21 protein-coding genes and 1 tRNA gene are annotated in these 15,840 nt (G+C 39.7%); 17 read left to right on the top strand and 5 right to left on the bottom strand.

Annotated elements, in window-relative coordinates:
• Nucleotides 1–12 precede the first annotated feature (12 nt).
• The 10 genes from BKK54_RS00955 (at nt 13) to BKK54_RS00910 (ending at nt 5,644) form a co-directional block, all read left to right on the top strand.
• The gene (locus BKK54_RS00955) at nt 13–498 is read left to right on the top strand and encodes a hypothetical protein (RefSeq protein ID WP_077540654.1); all 486 of its coding nucleotides are present in this window, start codon (nt 13–15) and stop codon (nt 496–498) included.
• A 61-nt stretch (nt 499–559) separates the two neighbouring features.
• Complete coding sequence (locus tag BKK54_RS00950; protein ID WP_077540653.1) at nt 560–805, top strand: hypothetical protein; 246 nt, start codon at nt 560–562, stop codon at nt 803–805.
• Between the two features lie 91 nt (nt 806–896).
• A complete protein-coding gene (locus tag BKK54_RS00945) occupies nt 897–1,166 on the top strand; it encodes a hypothetical protein (RefSeq protein WP_077540652.1) in 270 nt (89 codons plus the stop codon).
• Between the two features lie 15 nt (nt 1,167–1,181).
• Nucleotides 1,182–1,544 (top strand): hypothetical protein, encoded by a 363-nt coding sequence (locus tag BKK54_RS00940; protein ID WP_077540651.1) that lies wholly within the window; start codon nt 1,182–1,184, stop codon nt 1,542–1,544.
• Nucleotides 1,545–1,787, top strand: a complete 243-nt coding sequence (locus BKK54_RS00935; protein ID WP_077540649.1) for a hypothetical protein — start codon at nt 1,545–1,547, stop codon at nt 1,785–1,787.
• Nucleotides 1,788–1,905: 118 nt separating this feature from the next.
• Nucleotides 1,906–2,217, top strand: a complete 312-nt coding sequence (locus BKK54_RS00930; RefSeq protein WP_077540647.1) for a hypothetical protein — start codon at nt 1,906–1,908, stop codon at nt 2,215–2,217.
• A 9-nt stretch (nt 2,218–2,226) separates the two neighbouring features.
• Entirely contained in the window at nt 2,227–4,446 is a 2,220-nt protein-coding gene (locus tag BKK54_RS00925) for a replication endonuclease (RefSeq protein WP_077540645.1), read from the top strand.
• 8 nt (nt 4,447–4,454) lie between these two features.
• Nucleotides 4,455–4,826, top strand: coding sequence for a hypothetical protein (locus BKK54_RS00920; RefSeq protein WP_077540643.1), 372 nt, complete (start codon nt 4,455–4,457; stop codon nt 4,824–4,826).
• An 18-nt stretch (nt 4,827–4,844) separates the two neighbouring features.
• Entirely contained in the window at nt 4,845–5,354 is a 510-nt protein-coding gene (locus BKK54_RS00915) for a MazG-like family protein (protein ID WP_077540641.1), read from the top strand.
• Nucleotides 5,354–5,644: a hypothetical protein gene (locus BKK54_RS00910; protein WP_077540639.1), complete on the top strand. Its 291-nt coding sequence runs from the start codon at nt 5,354–5,356 to the stop codon at nt 5,642–5,644. The genes BKK54_RS00915 and BKK54_RS00910 overlap by 1 nt, the downstream gene beginning before the upstream one ends.
• Here BKK54_RS00910 and BKK54_RS00905 read toward each other — a convergent pair.
• Together BKK54_RS00905 and BKK54_RS00900 are read right to left on the bottom strand one after the other, a co-directional pair.
• The gene (locus BKK54_RS00905; protein WP_077540637.1) at nt 5,641–6,645 is read right to left on the bottom strand and encodes a tyrosine-type recombinase/integrase; all 1,005 of its coding nucleotides are present in this window, start codon (nt 6,643–6,645) and stop codon (nt 5,641–5,643) included. The two genes, BKK54_RS00910 and BKK54_RS00905, sit on opposite strands and share 4 nt — an antisense overlap.
• Before the next feature lie 223 nt (nt 6,646–6,868).
• A tRNA-Leu gene (locus tag BKK54_RS00900) sits at nt 6,869–6,954 on the bottom strand.
• A gap of 292 nt (nt 6,955–7,246) precedes the next feature.
• On the opposite strand from BKK54_RS00900, the gene BKK54_RS00895 reads away from it, so the two are divergent.
• On the top strand, nt 7,247–8,020 hold the full coding sequence (locus tag BKK54_RS00895; RefSeq protein ID WP_077540635.1) for an FNR family transcription factor: 774 nt from the start codon (nt 7,247–7,249) through the stop codon (nt 8,018–8,020).
• 133 nt (nt 8,021–8,153) lie between these two features.
• On the top strand, nt 8,154–9,083 hold the full coding sequence (uspE, locus tag BKK54_RS00890) for a universal stress protein UspE (protein WP_077540633.1): 930 nt from the start codon (nt 8,154–8,156) through the stop codon (nt 9,081–9,083).
• 276 nt (nt 9,084–9,359) lie between these two features.
• Here the strand turns inward: uspE and BKK54_RS00885 are convergent, their stop codons facing one another.
• From BKK54_RS00885 to BKK54_RS00875, 3 genes are read right to left on the bottom strand one after another with little or no spacing between them, the layout of a single operon-like run.
• A complete protein-coding gene (locus BKK54_RS00885; protein WP_077540631.1) occupies nt 9,360–10,712 on the bottom strand; it encodes an anti-phage deoxyguanosine triphosphatase in 1,353 nt (450 codons plus the stop codon).
• A gap of 5 nt (nt 10,713–10,717) precedes the next feature.
• Entirely contained in the window at nt 10,718–11,413 is a 696-nt protein-coding gene (locus tag BKK54_RS00880; RefSeq protein ID WP_143541390.1) for a CidB/LrgB family autolysis modulator, read from the bottom strand.
• A 10-nt stretch (nt 11,414–11,423) separates the two neighbouring features.
• Complete coding sequence (locus BKK54_RS00875) at nt 11,424–11,849, bottom strand: CidA/LrgA family protein (protein ID WP_077540627.1); 426 nt, start codon at nt 11,847–11,849, stop codon at nt 11,424–11,426.
• Nucleotides 11,850–12,075: 226 nt separating this feature from the next.
• On the opposite strand from BKK54_RS00875, the gene BKK54_RS00870 reads away from it, so the two are divergent.
• Genes BKK54_RS00870 through queF form a run of 5 tightly spaced genes read left to right on the top strand, consistent with a single transcriptional unit; the run spans nt 12,076 to nt 15,755 of the window.
• Entirely contained in the window at nt 12,076–12,561 is a 486-nt protein-coding gene (locus BKK54_RS00870; protein WP_077540625.1) for a thermonuclease family protein, read from the top strand.
• Entirely contained in the window at nt 12,551–13,750 is a 1,200-nt protein-coding gene (locus BKK54_RS00865; protein ID WP_077540623.1) for a cysteine desulfurase, read from the top strand. Before BKK54_RS00870 ends, BKK54_RS00865 begins: the two co-directional genes overlap by 11 nt.
• Complete coding sequence (locus tag BKK54_RS00860) at nt 13,747–14,127, top strand: SufE family protein (RefSeq protein WP_077540621.1); 381 nt, start codon at nt 13,747–13,749, stop codon at nt 14,125–14,127. Before BKK54_RS00865 ends, BKK54_RS00860 begins: the two co-directional genes overlap by 4 nt.
• Nucleotides 14,118–14,903 carry a Zn-ribbon-containing protein gene (locus BKK54_RS00855; protein WP_077540619.1) on the top strand — a complete coding sequence of 262 codons (786 nt, stop codon included), beginning with the start codon at nt 14,118–14,120 and terminating at the stop codon, nt 14,901–14,903. Before BKK54_RS00860 ends, BKK54_RS00855 begins: the two co-directional genes overlap by 10 nt.
• A gap of 12 nt (nt 14,904–14,915) precedes the next feature.
• Complete coding sequence (queF, locus tag BKK54_RS00850) at nt 14,916–15,755, top strand: NADPH-dependent 7-cyano-7-deazaguanine reductase QueF (RefSeq protein WP_077540616.1); 840 nt, start codon at nt 14,916–14,918, stop codon at nt 15,753–15,755.
• Nucleotides 15,756–15,840: the final 85 nt, after the last annotated feature.

Genomic DNA, 15,840 nt, shown 5'->3' with positions numbered 1-15,840 from the left:
AAAGGGGTGTGTATGTGTGATCTAGAAAAAAACTCGGCACAAGCCGAGCTTCTCGTGAAAATAGCGCATGAGGCTATAAATAAGGCGAAAAATGATGTCGCCATTCTTGCGGTACTTGACGCGGCAATAGAAGCTGAATCTCCGATGATGGAAACTGTGGAAGTGCGCGATATGTCTTCAGCAGAGAAAGTGCGGTTCCAAACTGACGGTGTTTCATTAGCTCGCACAGGACATGCTTTAGCTGCTGCTCGAACAAGCGTTGAGCTTCGTTCACTCGCGGAAATAAGTGATGAAATTGATCAGTTGCTACTTTTAACTGATGAGCAGGATTTTGACACACTTGCATTACGCAAGTTGAAGCGAGCATTGCTAAGAAAGCATTTGGAGCAAGTTCGCGACGAAATTCTAATGATTCATACAGCGATCCAAGCAGAATTGAAGCATGGCTATTGTGAATGTAGTCGTTATTTGGGGCTTCCACTTCGTCTTCGTTATTAAACATGGGTGACTCCTGTTTTTTATATTGATAAATGGTTTTGAGTATAACAAAGGTGTGTGAATGAATGTAGATCATAAATGTACGAACTGCGGAAGCAATAATATTCGGGTTCGGACTTCCGAAAAAATCGGGTTGTTGGTGATTGATGTGATTGCTTATTGCAACAATTGCGGGACGGAGTTGAAAGTCACCAGCCAAATCACGCGGGTGAGAACACCAACTTATAACGAACGCCCTGAAGCGTTAATGGCGAATAAGCCGTTAAGACAGATTGATGAACGTCAGTTAGAAATCGACACCGATTAATCTTTAATTTTCCCTTTAATTTTTAACCCTTGTCGTTTGATAAAAATCAATCGACAGGATTTTTGCAACCAAAATTTAGGAGTTTGAGCAAATGGCAAGCAAAAAATATACCTACGACAGCCGAAATACATGTAAACCTGAACGAGTGAATGTGTGGCAGTTAAATAAAACGGTAAAAGCATTGGAGCTGAAAGTGAAGGTGTTGGAACGCCATGTGGCACACCAAGTTGGGTTAAACGCCCAACAGGTTTTACTGAATGAATCGCTGCACGACCGTGTAGCGGAACTAGAAACAGCAAAATGGCACAACCCTGTGAAACGTTGGTTTAAGAAATGGGTTGATGTCGTTACGGGGAAATAAGCGAGGGGGTGTACGGTGTACGTTTTAGAAACAGAAAGTGCAGCAGAAAAATTTTGTAGAGAACATCAAGTGGCAGTACCACAGCTCACCAGTATTGATGAGTCTTTGCATTATTTAAAAGGTGAGAGCCGTTACCGTGTTGAACGGAGTTTTGACCGTTTACAACAAGGTTTTCGCGAATTTTTATTAACAATCGCCGAAGTGGATTTGAGCGATTTAAAAAGCCGTCATTATAGCGGTTACAAACTACACCACTATACCCAACAAGGGCAACTCAAGATAGCCAGAGCCTTTCGCAAAGTGCGGTTACTTTCAAAGGCATTTCCGCAAAGTATTACCGAGCGGGAATTTTTGCGAATAGACAGAAGAGGTAAATAAATGGCAACCATTATTTTAAGTCGTGGCGCTCTCGCCTTTGCCGCCAAAGATTTATACAAAAAAATGGACGAGGCGCAAGAAAAGCTGTTTGCCTACTTTTACCACTTGGACAAAGGCGATGATGAATCCGCCAATGTTGCCTTTCAAGAATTTTTAGATAAAGGCGATGAGGCGGTTAAGGCGAAGCGTGAGTTATTAAAAAAACGGGCAGATTGGGCAATGTGGAGAGCGAATAGAAGATGATTGATGTAATTGTGGGATTCATTGTAGCGGTGTTGGGCTTAATGCTTTTGGCTGCGGTGTTGAATGTCGTGTTGGGATTGTTAGCGGATTGGCTTAGTCAATATTTTTAGGAGGAAAAATGGCAGAAACAAATATTTGTATCGCATTAGATTGTGGGGCGACGTTAGAAATTATGCCAATTGGCACTCGCTTTCAGGTGTTGGAAATTTTGGGCGATCAAGATAGTTGGCATGGCAAACAAAAAACCCGTGCCATTGGTGGTTTGCATAGCACGGTTTGGGGTGCGATTGAAGAAGTCCGCCGTTATGACTTGGCGCAATATGAAGTGTTGAGTTTGGAAGATTTACTTAGTGCGGTGAATTCGACCAACGCCAAAATTAAAGAATACTTTGAATTGCATAGTGAATATTTAGCCAATACGGCGATGTAAAAGGATTCAATGATGAACTGGGTAGCTGAACGTGATCTTAATCTTGCCAAGCGCGAACAGGCAATGGCAGAAGCACGGGCGTTAATGGTGGAGAGTGCGGTCAAAATCAACCGCACTTTAGACAATGCGCAGGCAACAAGCGCACAAATGGCGTTATTTGCTGCTGCTCCGCATCAATTTGATTATGTCGAAAAACTGCTTGCTGTTCTGCCTCGCAAACGTCAACGAGAGCATTTTCGTAATGTTTGGTTGCGCGCTTTCGAGTCTGTCGCTGATGATGGCTCTATTGGGTTTAAATTCGGCAACAAACAATCAGCTTATGCCAACAGTTATTTGCGTGAGATTTTAACCAAACGATTACAAGCAGTTTTTCAACATTATCACATTAGCCTTGATTGGCTAGCGGAACGGGATACTCACTCTCGTGCAGTTGCACTTTCAAAGGGTAAACACATTCCTCAGTTGCCCTTTTATTTGTTGGCTGAACACCAGTTAAAAGAAATGGCATACAAACTGGCTATGTTGTTTTCCCGTTTGCAATCTGATTTTGTCAATGAGCAAGCAGAACGCAAGGCAAAAGGGGAAATCACTGTTGATGATTTTGGCGATCTTGTGCATGAGATGTATCGATTGTGCGGTGAAGTCTGTGCGGATATTGGTTTTCCGTTTAAAAACTGGCACGCGTTTCTTGAGAACCCTTTTTTAGATGTGAACAAAATTGACATTGATTTGCAAAAATCCGTCTGTGAAAAACATTGGTTTCGCCGGCTAAAAACGGCACAAAAACGATTAAAAGAGCATGTGGAAATTGGTTGTGGTGCAGTTTCGGCAAAAGTCAGCCCTTATGTTTCGCAAAGTGCGTTGAGTGATTACCGTGCACAACGTGCGGAAACCATGGCATTTCTTGAACAGATGGTGCTTGAGAATCTTGAAGATGCAACGGAACAAATGCCGTTGATTGATATGTGGAAACGTTCTTCGGGCAATCCCGCCATTCGTTTTAACGAGATGATGAACCGCTTGCGTGGCATTGATGAATGGGCAGAGGAAAACCACTATGTTTCGTTGTTTTTAACCTTGACTGCACCCTCTTCTTTCCATGCAGTGCATAGCAATGGGACAAATAATAAGAAATGGCAAGGGGCAAGCCCACGAGATACCCAACGTTATTTAAACAAAGTGTGGGCACAGTTGCGTGCGCAATTTGCCAAACGAGATATTGGCTTTTTCGGTTTTCGTGGTGTAGAGCCGCACCATGACGGCACACCACACTGGCATTTACTGATTTATGTCGCACCGGAACACAAAGAAACGGTGATTAAGTTATTCAAGAAAAAAGCATTGGAGCTTGATGGAGAAGAATTTGGGGCGAAAAAACACCGTTGTAAGGTGGATGAAATCGATCCTGAAAAAGGTTCTGCCATTGGCTACATTGCGAAATATATCGCAAAAAATATCTATGCCGGCAAACAGGCAAACGAAAAATCAGATGAAGTGGAAGATTTAACCTTGCGTGAAAACGTGATGCGTGTGAGTGCATGGGCGAATCTTTGGGGCATTCGTCAATTTCAATTCTACGGCACACCGCCAATTTCGACATGGCGTGAGTTACGCAAGATTGATGATGCCATGGCATCTTATGCCGATGATGATGTATTAGACACCGGACGTGCGGTGGCTGATGTGGGCTGTTTTGGCAGTTATTTGAATGTGCAAGGCGGGGCAATGGTGAAACGTTGCGATCAGCCGATTTGCATTGAGTATGAAGAAACCGAGCCGAATAAATACGGCGAAACCAGAAAGAAAATTGTGGGGGTGAAAAACAGATTTAGTTTAAAAACCATTATCACCAAAGTGAAAAATTGGGTGATTAAGAAAGGCGGTGTGGTTTCCACGTCTGCCGATTCGGAGTCCACCGAAACAAACAAGGCGCAGCGCGCCGCTTGGACTTGGACTTGGACTTGGACTTGGACTTGGACTTGTGTCAGTAACTGTAACCGTTCAAAAATCGAACAACAGGCTAATGAATTGATGTTGCCTATCGGTTTTCCATTAAAACCACGTCAAATTGATATGTTGATGAAATATGGGCGGTTACGGCTTAATGACTATCGGTGGATTTGTTGTGAAAACGACCATGTTTATTTAGAAGAAGTGAAAATTCCGTTGGCTCAAGCCTTTGGTTGGGGCGAGAGTTTAGGGGATTTTAGGTTAATTAATGAAAAGTGAGGTGAATTATGTCTTTATCTAAACAAGAATCTGCATGTATAAAAGCAAATGAACTTGAATATAAATTCTTAGAGCATTTGAAATACCATTATCAGCTACCGTTTCCACTAGAAGAATGGAATGATCCTAAAAACAAAATAACTTATGGTATTCGCCTTGCTCTAGGTCAATATTACCAAAAAGGTGCTTGTTCCGCAGGAATAAGATTTTCTGATTTTGTTCAGTGTTTGAGTAGCGATTTTTGCGGAGGAAGCCTTAAAACCGCAAGAGTATTGGGCTATTTACCTGAATATCGTAGAACATTAGCCAAAAAATACAAAATTCAGCGTGGATATGCTAATCCATCAGAATACAGCAGAAGTAGTCTTGTATTTGAATAATAATGGAGAAACGTAACAATGGTAGATTTACAACAACTTATTAAAAACATTGAGCTATGGGCGGAAGATAGAAATTTAATTGAAGGATCTACTCCACAAAAACAATTTATTAAATTGATGGAAGAATTTGGTGAGCTTTGTTCCGGTGTGTCTAAAAACAAACCTGATGTAGTGAAAGATAGTATTGGGGATTGTTTTGTGGTGATGGTGATTTTGGCGAGACAGTTCAACCGAAATGATTTGCTTGATGATATGGGATACATTGAACATCACCCACCATTTAACGGCAAAATTGAAGAAAGTTTGATTGATACTAGCGCATCTATTCATTCATTTCTTTACGCTCAACAAATCAAAGAGCATGAAAATGTGATGAAGTTTTTTGCATTTAGTGTGCTAGGTTTAGTTGAAGTTACGGATTATTTCCATCTTAATTTTGATGATTGCGTACAGTCTGCATGGGAAGAAATCAAAGACCGTAAGGGAAAAATGATTGACGGGGTGTTTGTGAAAGAGGGGGATTTGTGATGGTAACAAATGAACAAGTGATGGAAAAATTAGTGGAGCTTGAGGGCTTGTTGGCCCGTCAAGCTATTCATGAAAATAGTAAGGAATTGTGGGATATTAATCAGGTGGCTGAATACTTTGGTTATACGGTAAGGCATATGCGTGAAGTGGCGGCTGATCCTTTTTTTCCTCGTCCGGTTCAAGTTCCATCACAACGTGACTTAAACCAACCCACAAACCAAGTGCGCTATTTTGTTGGCGAGATTGTGCAATATGCGAAACATCGCCAACAACGCAGAAAGATGTTTTAGTCTAGCAGTTTCACCACATCTTCCATTTTCGGGGCATAGTAGGTATTCAATAAAATCTTGATGTCTCTATGCCCTGAAATTTTTGCCAAAGTCATCACATCCACTTTTTCAGATAAGCGGCTCAATGCCTCTCTCCGTGTATCGTGAAAATGTAAATCTGCCTCTGCAAGCCCTGCTCTTTCTTTTAATATTCTGAAATTCGCATCAAGGGATCTCGCATTTAATTGAAAAATTAAGTCACAATCTTGCGTTTTGATTAAAGCAAGATGTTTGATAATTTCTATTGCTTTAGAAGATAACGGAACATTGCGAGGATGGCCATTTTTACTTGTAGGGATATGCAAAATTCGATTTTGTGCATTCAAATGTTCCCATTTTGCACCACAAATTTCACCGGCACGCATAGCGGTTTCAATGGCAAAAAGCATTGCCGCTGCCGCTCTGCTTTGTTTGGTTATGGGGGCGTGTGATAAATCATAACCGGAAACAAACACAAGGCGTTCAATTTCTTGATCCGAATAGCGGCGAGAGCGTTCTTTTGGTGTTTTGGGTTTTCGCACGTTTTTGAGTGGGTTTTCTTTTAAAAATTTCCATTCACCACATGACATTGTCATGATGTGTGATAGCGTGTTCCATTCCCTTAAAACACTGGCAACACTGACTTTTGCTAATCGTTCGTCGCGCCATAAAATGAAGTCATTTTCTGATAAATCTTGTAGTAATACTCTGCCAAGAGGCATATCCATGAGACGAATAAGGCGTAGTCGCTCTTCGCGATAACTCTTTTTATGCCGGCTCACCTCTTTAATGTATTTGTCGATAACCTCGGCAAATGTCATGTAGGGAATGCCTGTGTTGTAGCTACCGTTTTTGATTTTTGTTTCAATTTCATCCGCCCATGCGATAGCTTCTGCTTTGGTACGGAATTGTTCAGACTTTGACACGCCTTTTCGACGAATTTGTACCCGCCATTTGCCATTTCTTTTTGTTATTGATGCCATATTTTTTCCTTTAAATTCTTGGGTGCAATACCGGACACATTCGGTGCAAATATTGCAGAATGAGGATCATTCCTGATCATTGATACATATCTTTAGCAAATTTAAACACTGATTTTATATACAGTAAATAGTTTTGATTTTATTTGCAACTCAATGAAAATAAAGGATTTTTAGGCAACAAAAAAGCCGCTGTAAAAGCGGCTTTCTATGTTTAAATTCTGTTTGGTGCCTAGGGTCGGACTCGAACCGACACGGTTATTCACCGGCGGATTTTGAATCCGCTGCGTCTACCAATTTCGCCACCCAGGCTTGGGAACGAGAGGGATTATACGCATATCTAGATTTGTAGCAAGTAAAAAATTCGAGATTTTACTTATTTGATTTAAAATTAAACAAACCCAAATTATTAATTAATAAATCCTTTAAGAAAATAAATATCGCCAAACAAATGCGGTAATTAAAATACACAACACAACAAAAATTTGAATCAATCTTTTCCTTGTTAATTTTTCTGCAGCCATCTTCTTAAAATGCCTATTTAGTGTTAAAATCTTGAGTTAGATCAATTTTACACTATCTTTAAAAAATATCTGAGGATTAAATGAAAAACTTCGTTTCAGAAACTAAGGTTGGGCGCCGAATTCAGTCAGGTGGTTGTGCGATTCACTGTCAGGATTGTAGTATTAGCCAGCTTTGTATTCCTTTCACATTAAATGAACACGAACTTGATCAACTCGACAACATCATTGAACGTAAAAAACCTATCCAAAAATCGCAGGTATTATTTAAAGCAGGTGATCCTCTTAATTCTATTTATGCAATCCGTTCCGGCACTATTAAAAGCTATACAATCAGTGAAGCCGGTGAAGAACAAATTACCTCATTTCATTTACCCGGGGATCTTGTGGGCTTTGATGCAATCAATAATATGCAACATCCAAGCTTTGCTCAAGCCTTAGAAACCGCGATGGTGTGTGAAATTCCTTTTGATATTTTAGATGACCTTTCAGGCAAAATGCCTAAACTTCGTCAACAAATTATTCGCTTAATGAGTAGCGAAATAAAAAGTGATCAAGAAATGATTTTATTACTTTCAAAAATGAATGCGGAAGAACGTCTCGCTGCTTTTATTCATAACCTTTCAAGACGCTACTCCGCCCGAGGGTTCTCTGCGAGAGAGTTTCGTTTAACAATGACTCGTGGTGATATTGGTAATTATCTTGGTTTAACAGTTGAAACAATCAGCCGTCTCTTAGGACGCTTCCAAAAACTAGGCGTACTTTCAGTGCAGGGTAAATACATTACGATCAATGATATTAATGCCTTAATTGAACTAACAGGTTCAAACAAAACAAAAATTACGATGACAGAATAAAACGGGGCGTGATATTTTTTCACGCCTTTTCGTTATTTATAGAAAAGTTGTATCAGATCAGTTTTTCAGTGATCTTTTCTTGTCATGTTACAAATTCTTTTTTATGCTATGAACAATGATCACGGAGGTTGTTATGAAATTTAAAAATATCTTAGTTGTTCTCAATCCTGATAATGAAAAACAATATGCCCTCGCACGTGCAGTTCGTCTTGTAAAAGAACAAGAAAATGTTGAGAAAGTAAAAATTACAACATTATTAGCGGTTTATGATTTATCTTATGAAATGTCTGCTTTGCTCTCTTCTGAGGAAAGAGAGGAAATGCATAAAACGGCGATTGAACAACATCGTCAAGCTGTTCAGTTTTATCTTGATAAATATGCAGATCCACAAATTGAGTTTGAATCTCATATCGTTTGGAACAGTAATGAAGCTGAGGGGATCCGTGAAGAAGTCGAGAAAAACCAATATGATTTAGTCGTGAAATATACAAAAGATGAGGAAAGTTTAACCTCCCTCATTTTCACACCTGTTGATTGGCAATTGTTACGTAAATGCCCTATCCCTGTTTTAATTGTTCGTGATGGGAATTGGAAGCATCAACGTCGTATTTTAATTGCAGTAAATGTCTCCGGTGAACAAGATTATCAAGATGAATTTAATCAAGAGCTTGTCGCTACAGGTATGTCGCTTGCAGAAAATTTAAATCGTGGCAATGTACATCTTGTCACCGCCTACCCTGTTACGCCAATCAATATGGCGATTGATTTACCGGAATTTAACACTTCAGGCTACGAAAATGGTATTCGGGGGCAACACTTAATTAATATGAAAACCTTACGTCAAAAATTTAGTATTGATGAAGATCATACCCATGTACGAGAAGGTTTCCCCGAAGATGTGATTCCTGAGGTAGCAAAAGAAATTGAGGCAGAGCTTGTGATTCTTGGTACAGTAGGTAGAACCGGTTTATCTGCCGCATTGTTAGGTAACACCGCTGAACACGTGATTAGTAAGCTTAACTGTAATTTACTTGCTATCAAACCATCTAAAAAAGAGGATTAAATTGAATTAAAAAAGAGCGGTCATCAAAACATAAGTTTTATTGACCGCCCTTTTTTATAAAAATTTTCTCTATTTAAAACGACAACTCAACTAAACTTACCTAAAATTATCTAGTAAAGCGTGAACTAACTCACGAAGTTTTGGTCTGACAAATTGCTAGTGCACTGCGAATGCAGTTTTCTCAGTTTCTTATTTTAAGACCTCCACCGCTATTCAAATGAGTAGCGGTTTTTTTTCGAAGAGGTTTAAAATTCAACCGAATAAACTAAGGACGTATTATAACTGCTGATAAACCCTCATCGCATGAGCATCCGACATACTCGCAATATAATCACAAATCACACGTTTTTTCTGGTTGTCCGGAGCATTTTGCCACTCTTCAGCTGTATGACGCGGCAAAAGACGAATAGGATCGGATTCAAAAATTTGAAACATTTCCGTCAACATTCTTTGCCCTTTGTATTCAATTCTCTGCGTATCAACACCACGAATAACATATTTCCAAACGAATTTTTTGAATACGTCAAGCGCCATCACCACCGATTTTGGGAATTCTGCGTTATAACGTAACAAAGGCTCATCAAAATTCTCGGTGAGTGTCCAACGTACATTGGTAATAAAAAAGTTCACCAATGCCCCAATGGCATTTTTTCGCTCAAAATGTTTGTCAGAAAAAAGCCCTTGACTAATGCTTTGGAGATTTTTTTGTAACCATGGATAAGGAATTTGCTCTAATGCCATATGCGCTTCCTGCCATTGATGTTGATTCACCATTTTAGTCACAATGGCGTCTTCTAAATCATGCACCGCATAAGCAATATCATCCGCCAATTCCATAATGCTACAATCAAGAGATTTAAAACTGGTTTTTAAAAACTCGGCAGAATTTGACCGCTCTTGTTGTACTGAAGTGAATAAAGTGCGGTCATTTTCAGAAAGGTTTTGTAACAACCAATGAAACATCGCTAAATCATCACGAAAAATACCTTTCCCCGGTTTCCAATCGCTGATTTTAATAAAACGGGCATCTCGATGAATTAAATGAGGCAAATTGGCATATTGCGGTGAAGCCATATCCAAAATCGTAGGATATTTAATCACGCCTAGAAGTGTGCGACGTGTTAAATTCATCCCCGCATTTTCCGTGTAAGGTTCCAGTTTCGTCAGAATCCTAAATGTTTGTGCATTCCCTTCAAACCCACCATTTTGATGCATCATAAAATTTAAAGCGACTTCCCCACCATGCCCAAAAGGTGGATGGCCAATATCATGGGAAAAGCAAAGGCTTTCGATTAAATCATTGCTGGGTAACAAGCCTTTAAGTTGTTTTTGTAGTGCCGTTTGTTCCCAATTTAATTGTTCGGATAAATGATTAAATGCCTCAACATATTTCAGTTGTGCGACCAAACTACTTCCAATTTGAGCCACTTCTAGAGAGTGTGTTAAACGGGTTCGATAAAAGTCATTTTCGCCAATAGCGTGAATTTGTGTTTTCGCTTGCAAACAACGAAAAGCGGCAGAATGTAAAATTCTCCCACGATCTCGACGAAATGGCGGGCGATGATCTTTTTCTCTTGGCGGATCAGGAATAAAGCGTTCGATCCAACTGGCTGATAAGGTATTTTTCATAAGGTTTACACAAACAGATAAATCATTTTAAACACCAATGGTGCAAGAATAGCGCTGATAATGCCACAAAGAACCAAAGAAATCGAACTGTAACTCCCCGCTTTTGGATTAATTTCCATACAGCTTACTGTACCCAATGCGTGAGAAATCGACCCGACCGATAAACCTATCGCCTCTTGGTGACGTAGCCCTATTTTTTTCAAAATCAAATAACCAAAAATTGAACCTTGCAACCCTGCCAGTACAACGCCTACTGCGGTAACCGCAGGAATCCCCCCTAAATGGGCTGACACCTCCATCGCAATGGGTGTAGTAATGGATTTGGGCAACACAGTAGCCACCATATCCGGTGTAGCACCTAAAATTAATGCGAGAATTGCACCGGTAAACATTGAGAAGACAGAAGCAAGGACAACAACAGAAAAAATAATACGCCACTGTTTGGCAATTTGTCTTAATTGTTCATAGAGCGGTAAGGCAAGTGCCACAATACTCAGGCTCAATAAATGATTAATGGGAGTATTGCCTTGCATATAGTCATCATAAGGAATTTTCCCCATCACTAAAATTACAACCAAAATCAGCACGGTAAGAATAAATGAGTTGAAAATAATAGATTTCCAACGCTTATTAATTTGGAGGGCAAGCCAAAATCCGAAAATCGTTAATAAACTATAAAGATAAATGCTGTAATTCATAATATCACTCTATTTAATGACTTTGTTTTTCTTCTTGCACCTTGCGTTTGGCTAAAACTTTTTTGCGTTTATGGCGAAAGGATTGGCGTTCAAACATCATATTCGCCACAATACCGATAAAAACGAGCGTAGCACAAGTGCTGACAACATTAGGGATAATCAAAATATTCATTTGCGCCCACAATAAGTCAGAATACTTAATAATCCCTACACTCACAGGGACAAACAGCACTGCCATGAAACGAATCAACAAACTTGCACTCAAATAAACCCATTCCAAAGCAATGATTTTTGTCGTCAAACCAATAAAAAGTAGCAATAATCCCCAAATACTACCGGGTACGCCAACAGGGATAAAATGCGCAACTTGATTGCCGAGATAAAGCATAATGTAAAGAATCAATAAGGAACGAACCAAAAGAAACAGCTTGTATAACATCTTTTTCCTTTTCAACTTTTTCAATAAAATTTAAAAAATATTTTACGCCTATTTTTCCGCCCTTTACTACTCTTTTTCTTGAAAAATACAAGAATTTATGCGTTTGATCAAAAATCATAACACTGGTTCATTAGGGTTGTAATTTGCTACAATGCTGATTCATTTTCCAAAGTAGAAAATTTTCAATAATTCACCGAAATAAAACCATTTATCGTTCACTAACCCAATGATTAAAAATATCTTTTTAATTTTATTTGTTTTTTTAACCGCACTTTCAGCCCATTCCCGCCCTTCCAACACTTGTCTTGTGATAGGAATCAGTGATGGCGATACGATCACCTGCCTGATGATAGGAAATAAACCGCTCAAAGTGCGTTTAGAAGAAATTGATGCACCGGAAAGGAATCAACCTTTTGGCAAGAAATCCAAACAGCAGCTTTCAAAGCTGATTTATAAACGGAGGGTCACCTTAAAAATAAGCGGCCAAGATCGCTATAAACGTACACTGGCAACGGTTTATTACAACGGTAAAAACATTAATCTTGAGATGGTGAAATCCGGTATGGCTTGGGCATATCGTCAATATCTTCGCCGGCCCATTTATTTATACGCTCAACAAAAAGCGCAATCACAACGATTAGGCTTATGGGCTGAACGTTCCCCCATTCCTCCCCATGAATGGCGCAAACAGGAGAAAAAGTATGGCTTTTGATTATCAATCATTTAAAGAACATTTTCCTTATTTTAAAAACCCTAATGCCACCGTGTATTTAGATAATGCCGCTACGGCATTAAAACCTCAGGTATTAATTGAACGCACCGCTGAATTTTATGCCTCAGCCGGTTCGGTGCATCGTAGCCAATATGATGCGAAGCAAACCGCCCAATATGAACAAGCCCGCACACGAGTGAAACAGCTGATTAATGCGGAAGATGAAAAAGCGGTGATTTGGACGTCCGGCACAACCCATTCGATTAATTTAGTGGCGAACGGGTTATTACCCCATTTGAAAACCGGCGATGAAATTCTGATCAGTCAAGCAGATCACCATGCGAATTTTGTCACTTGGCATGAAACTGCCAAAAAGTGCGGTGCAAAAATTCGGATTTTGCCTCTTTTGGATAATTGGCTTATTGACGAAACCGCACTAAAAAATACGCTCAATGAACGCATAAAACTGGTGGCATTAAACTTTGTTTCAAACATCACCGGCACGGAACAGCCCGTTAAACGCTTAATTCAAATGATCCGACAACATAGCAATGCCCTTGTTTTAGTGGATGCTGCCCAAGCAATCAGCCATATTAAGATTGATCTGCAAGATCTTGATGCGGATTTTCTCGTCTTTTCCGCCCATAAAATTTACGGCCCAAATGGAATCGGGGTTTTAAGCGGAAAATTGACCGCACTTTCATCACTCCAACCACTTTTTTTCGGTGGCAAAATGGTCGATCGTGTGTCATCAGAAAATATCACCTTTGCCGAATTACCCTATCGCCTTGAAGCCGGCACACCAAATATCGCTGGCGTAATTGGCTTTAATGCCGTATTAGATTGGTTACAACAATGGGATTTTGAATCAGCAGAACAACACGTGCTGGCATTGGCAGAATTGGTAAAAGTGCGGTTAAAAAATTATATAAATTGTCGATTATTCAATTCTCCACAACCAAGTAGCATTGTGTGTTTTGTCTTTGATGGGATTGATAGCTCAGATCTTTCCACCTTGCTCAGTGAACAAAATATTGCTTTGCGGGTGGGGGAACATTGCGCTCAACCCTATTTAGCAAGGATCGGAGAGCGAACCACCTTACGCCTCTCTTTTGCCCCTTACAATACGCCTGAGGATGTGGCACAATTCTTCGCTGCACTGGATAAAGCTTTGGAGCTTTTACAATGATCGACCAATTAAAACTTGCCAAAAACTGGGAAGAACGTTACCGCCTGATTATTCAAGCTGGCAAAAATTTGCCTCGCCCAAGTGATGATGAACTTGCCAATATGCAACCAATTACGGGTTGTGAAGCACAAATGTGGTTTCAAATTCTCCCTCAAAATGACCGCACTTTTCAATTCAGCGCCTTCAGTGAAGCACGCATTATGAACGGTTTACTTTGGCTTTTACTGGAAGAAATCAATGGTAAAAATGGTGAGGAATTAAGCAAATTTGATCTCACCGCTTTTTTTACCGAACTCGGCATTGCACAACGACTAAGTGAAACCCGCTTAAACGGCTTAAACCAAATTAGAGAACAATTAAAACAACAATGTACTTAATCGAAACTTTCTTCAAATTGACCGCACTTGAAAATGACATTGCGGAACAAAGCCGTTTGCTGAATACGCTCATTGATCAATGGCGTTATAACGGTCAGATTATCGGGCGTGAAATTCCGCTCTATTTAGCGGAGGAAAACGGGCAACAAGGCTTTGCTATGCGTGTCATTTGCCCTGAACAAGACAGCCTTTTCCCCAAAAATAATAATGTAGAGGTCAATCACGCATTAGAAAAGGCCAAAAAGTACGGTCTGATTTTTGAGGGTTTTCAATTGATTGGTGATGATCTCAATAGCGATCAAACCGCCTTGAATTCTTATCCTACGTGGCAAATACTTTATACGACCCATTTACAAAGTTGCTCGCCTCTTCATAGTGGCGAGAATTTTTCTCCCATTCCTCTTTATAAACAACTGAAAACCCAACCGGACTTGAGCCAAGATGTGATTAAATGGCAAGAAAACTGGCAAGCCTGCGATCAACTTCAAATGAATGGCGTAATTTTAGAACATCAAGCCTTAAAAGAAATCACTGATCATCAAAGCAGATTGGCAAAACATGGTCGCTATTTAGCCCAAGAAATCGAAAAAATAAGTCATATTCCTACCTACTATTATCTTTATCGTGTGGGTGGTGAATCCCTTGAAAAGGAGCAACATCGACAATGCCCCGAATGTGGTGGTAACTGGGCATTAAGCGAACCTATTTTTGAGGTATTTCATTTTAAATGTGATCAATGCCGATTGATCTCAAATATTTCGTGGAATTTTTTATAGCAAGGAAAAACAATGAACAAGCAAAATTACGGGCTAGACGCCCTTAAACTCGGACAAAAAACCGATTATGCCAATGAATATGACCGCACGTTATTGCAGCCCGTTCCTAGAGCATTGAACCGTGATGATTTAGGCATCACCAAAGCCCAACCCTTTACAATAGGTGCTGATATTTGGACAGCTTATGAAATTTCATGGCTGAATGAAAAAGGTGTGCCACAGGTGGCGATTGCGGATATTTATTTGGATCATCAAAGCAAAAATTTAATTGAATCTAAAAGTTTTAAACTCTATTTAAACAGCTTTAACCAAACCAAATTTGCCGATTTTAGTCAGGTGGCACACATTATGCAGCAAGATTTAGCAGAATGTGCCCAAGGCGAAGTGAAAGTGCGGTTAAATCCGCTTGCGTTTTATCAAACACAACAAATTGATAGGTTACAAGGTGAATGTATTGATGAGCAAGACATTGAAATTACTGACTATCAATTTAATACCGGTTGGCTAGAAAATTGCGTATCTGATGAAGTGGTAGAAGAATATTTAGTCAGTCATTTATTAAAATCAAATTGTTTAATCACCAATCAGCCTGATTGGGGCTCCCTTCAAATTCACTATATTGGCAAAAAAATTGATCGGGAAAAATTATTACGTTACGTTGTCTCTTTCCGTCAGCACAACGAATTTCACGAGCAATGTGTGGAGCGTATTTTTTGCGATTTAATGCACTATGCCAAACCGGAAAAACTCACGGTTTATGCTCGCTATACCCGCCGTGGCGGCTTGGATATAAATCCCTTCCGTTCTAACTTTGAGCCTCTACCTGAAAATTTACGGTTAGCCAGACAGTAAGGATTATTATAATCGAATATATCCATTATTTTTAAATAGGAAAAGAACTGACAATTGTGCGGTTATTCTCAACCGCACTTTCTAT

The organism is Rodentibacter genomosp. 1 (assembly GCF_001999285.1).
GTDB lineage: Bacteria > Pseudomonadota > Gammaproteobacteria > Enterobacterales > Pasteurellaceae > Rodentibacter.
Note: the sequence above shows the minus strand (reverse complement) of the source record. Positions and strands in the feature narration are given on the sequence as shown.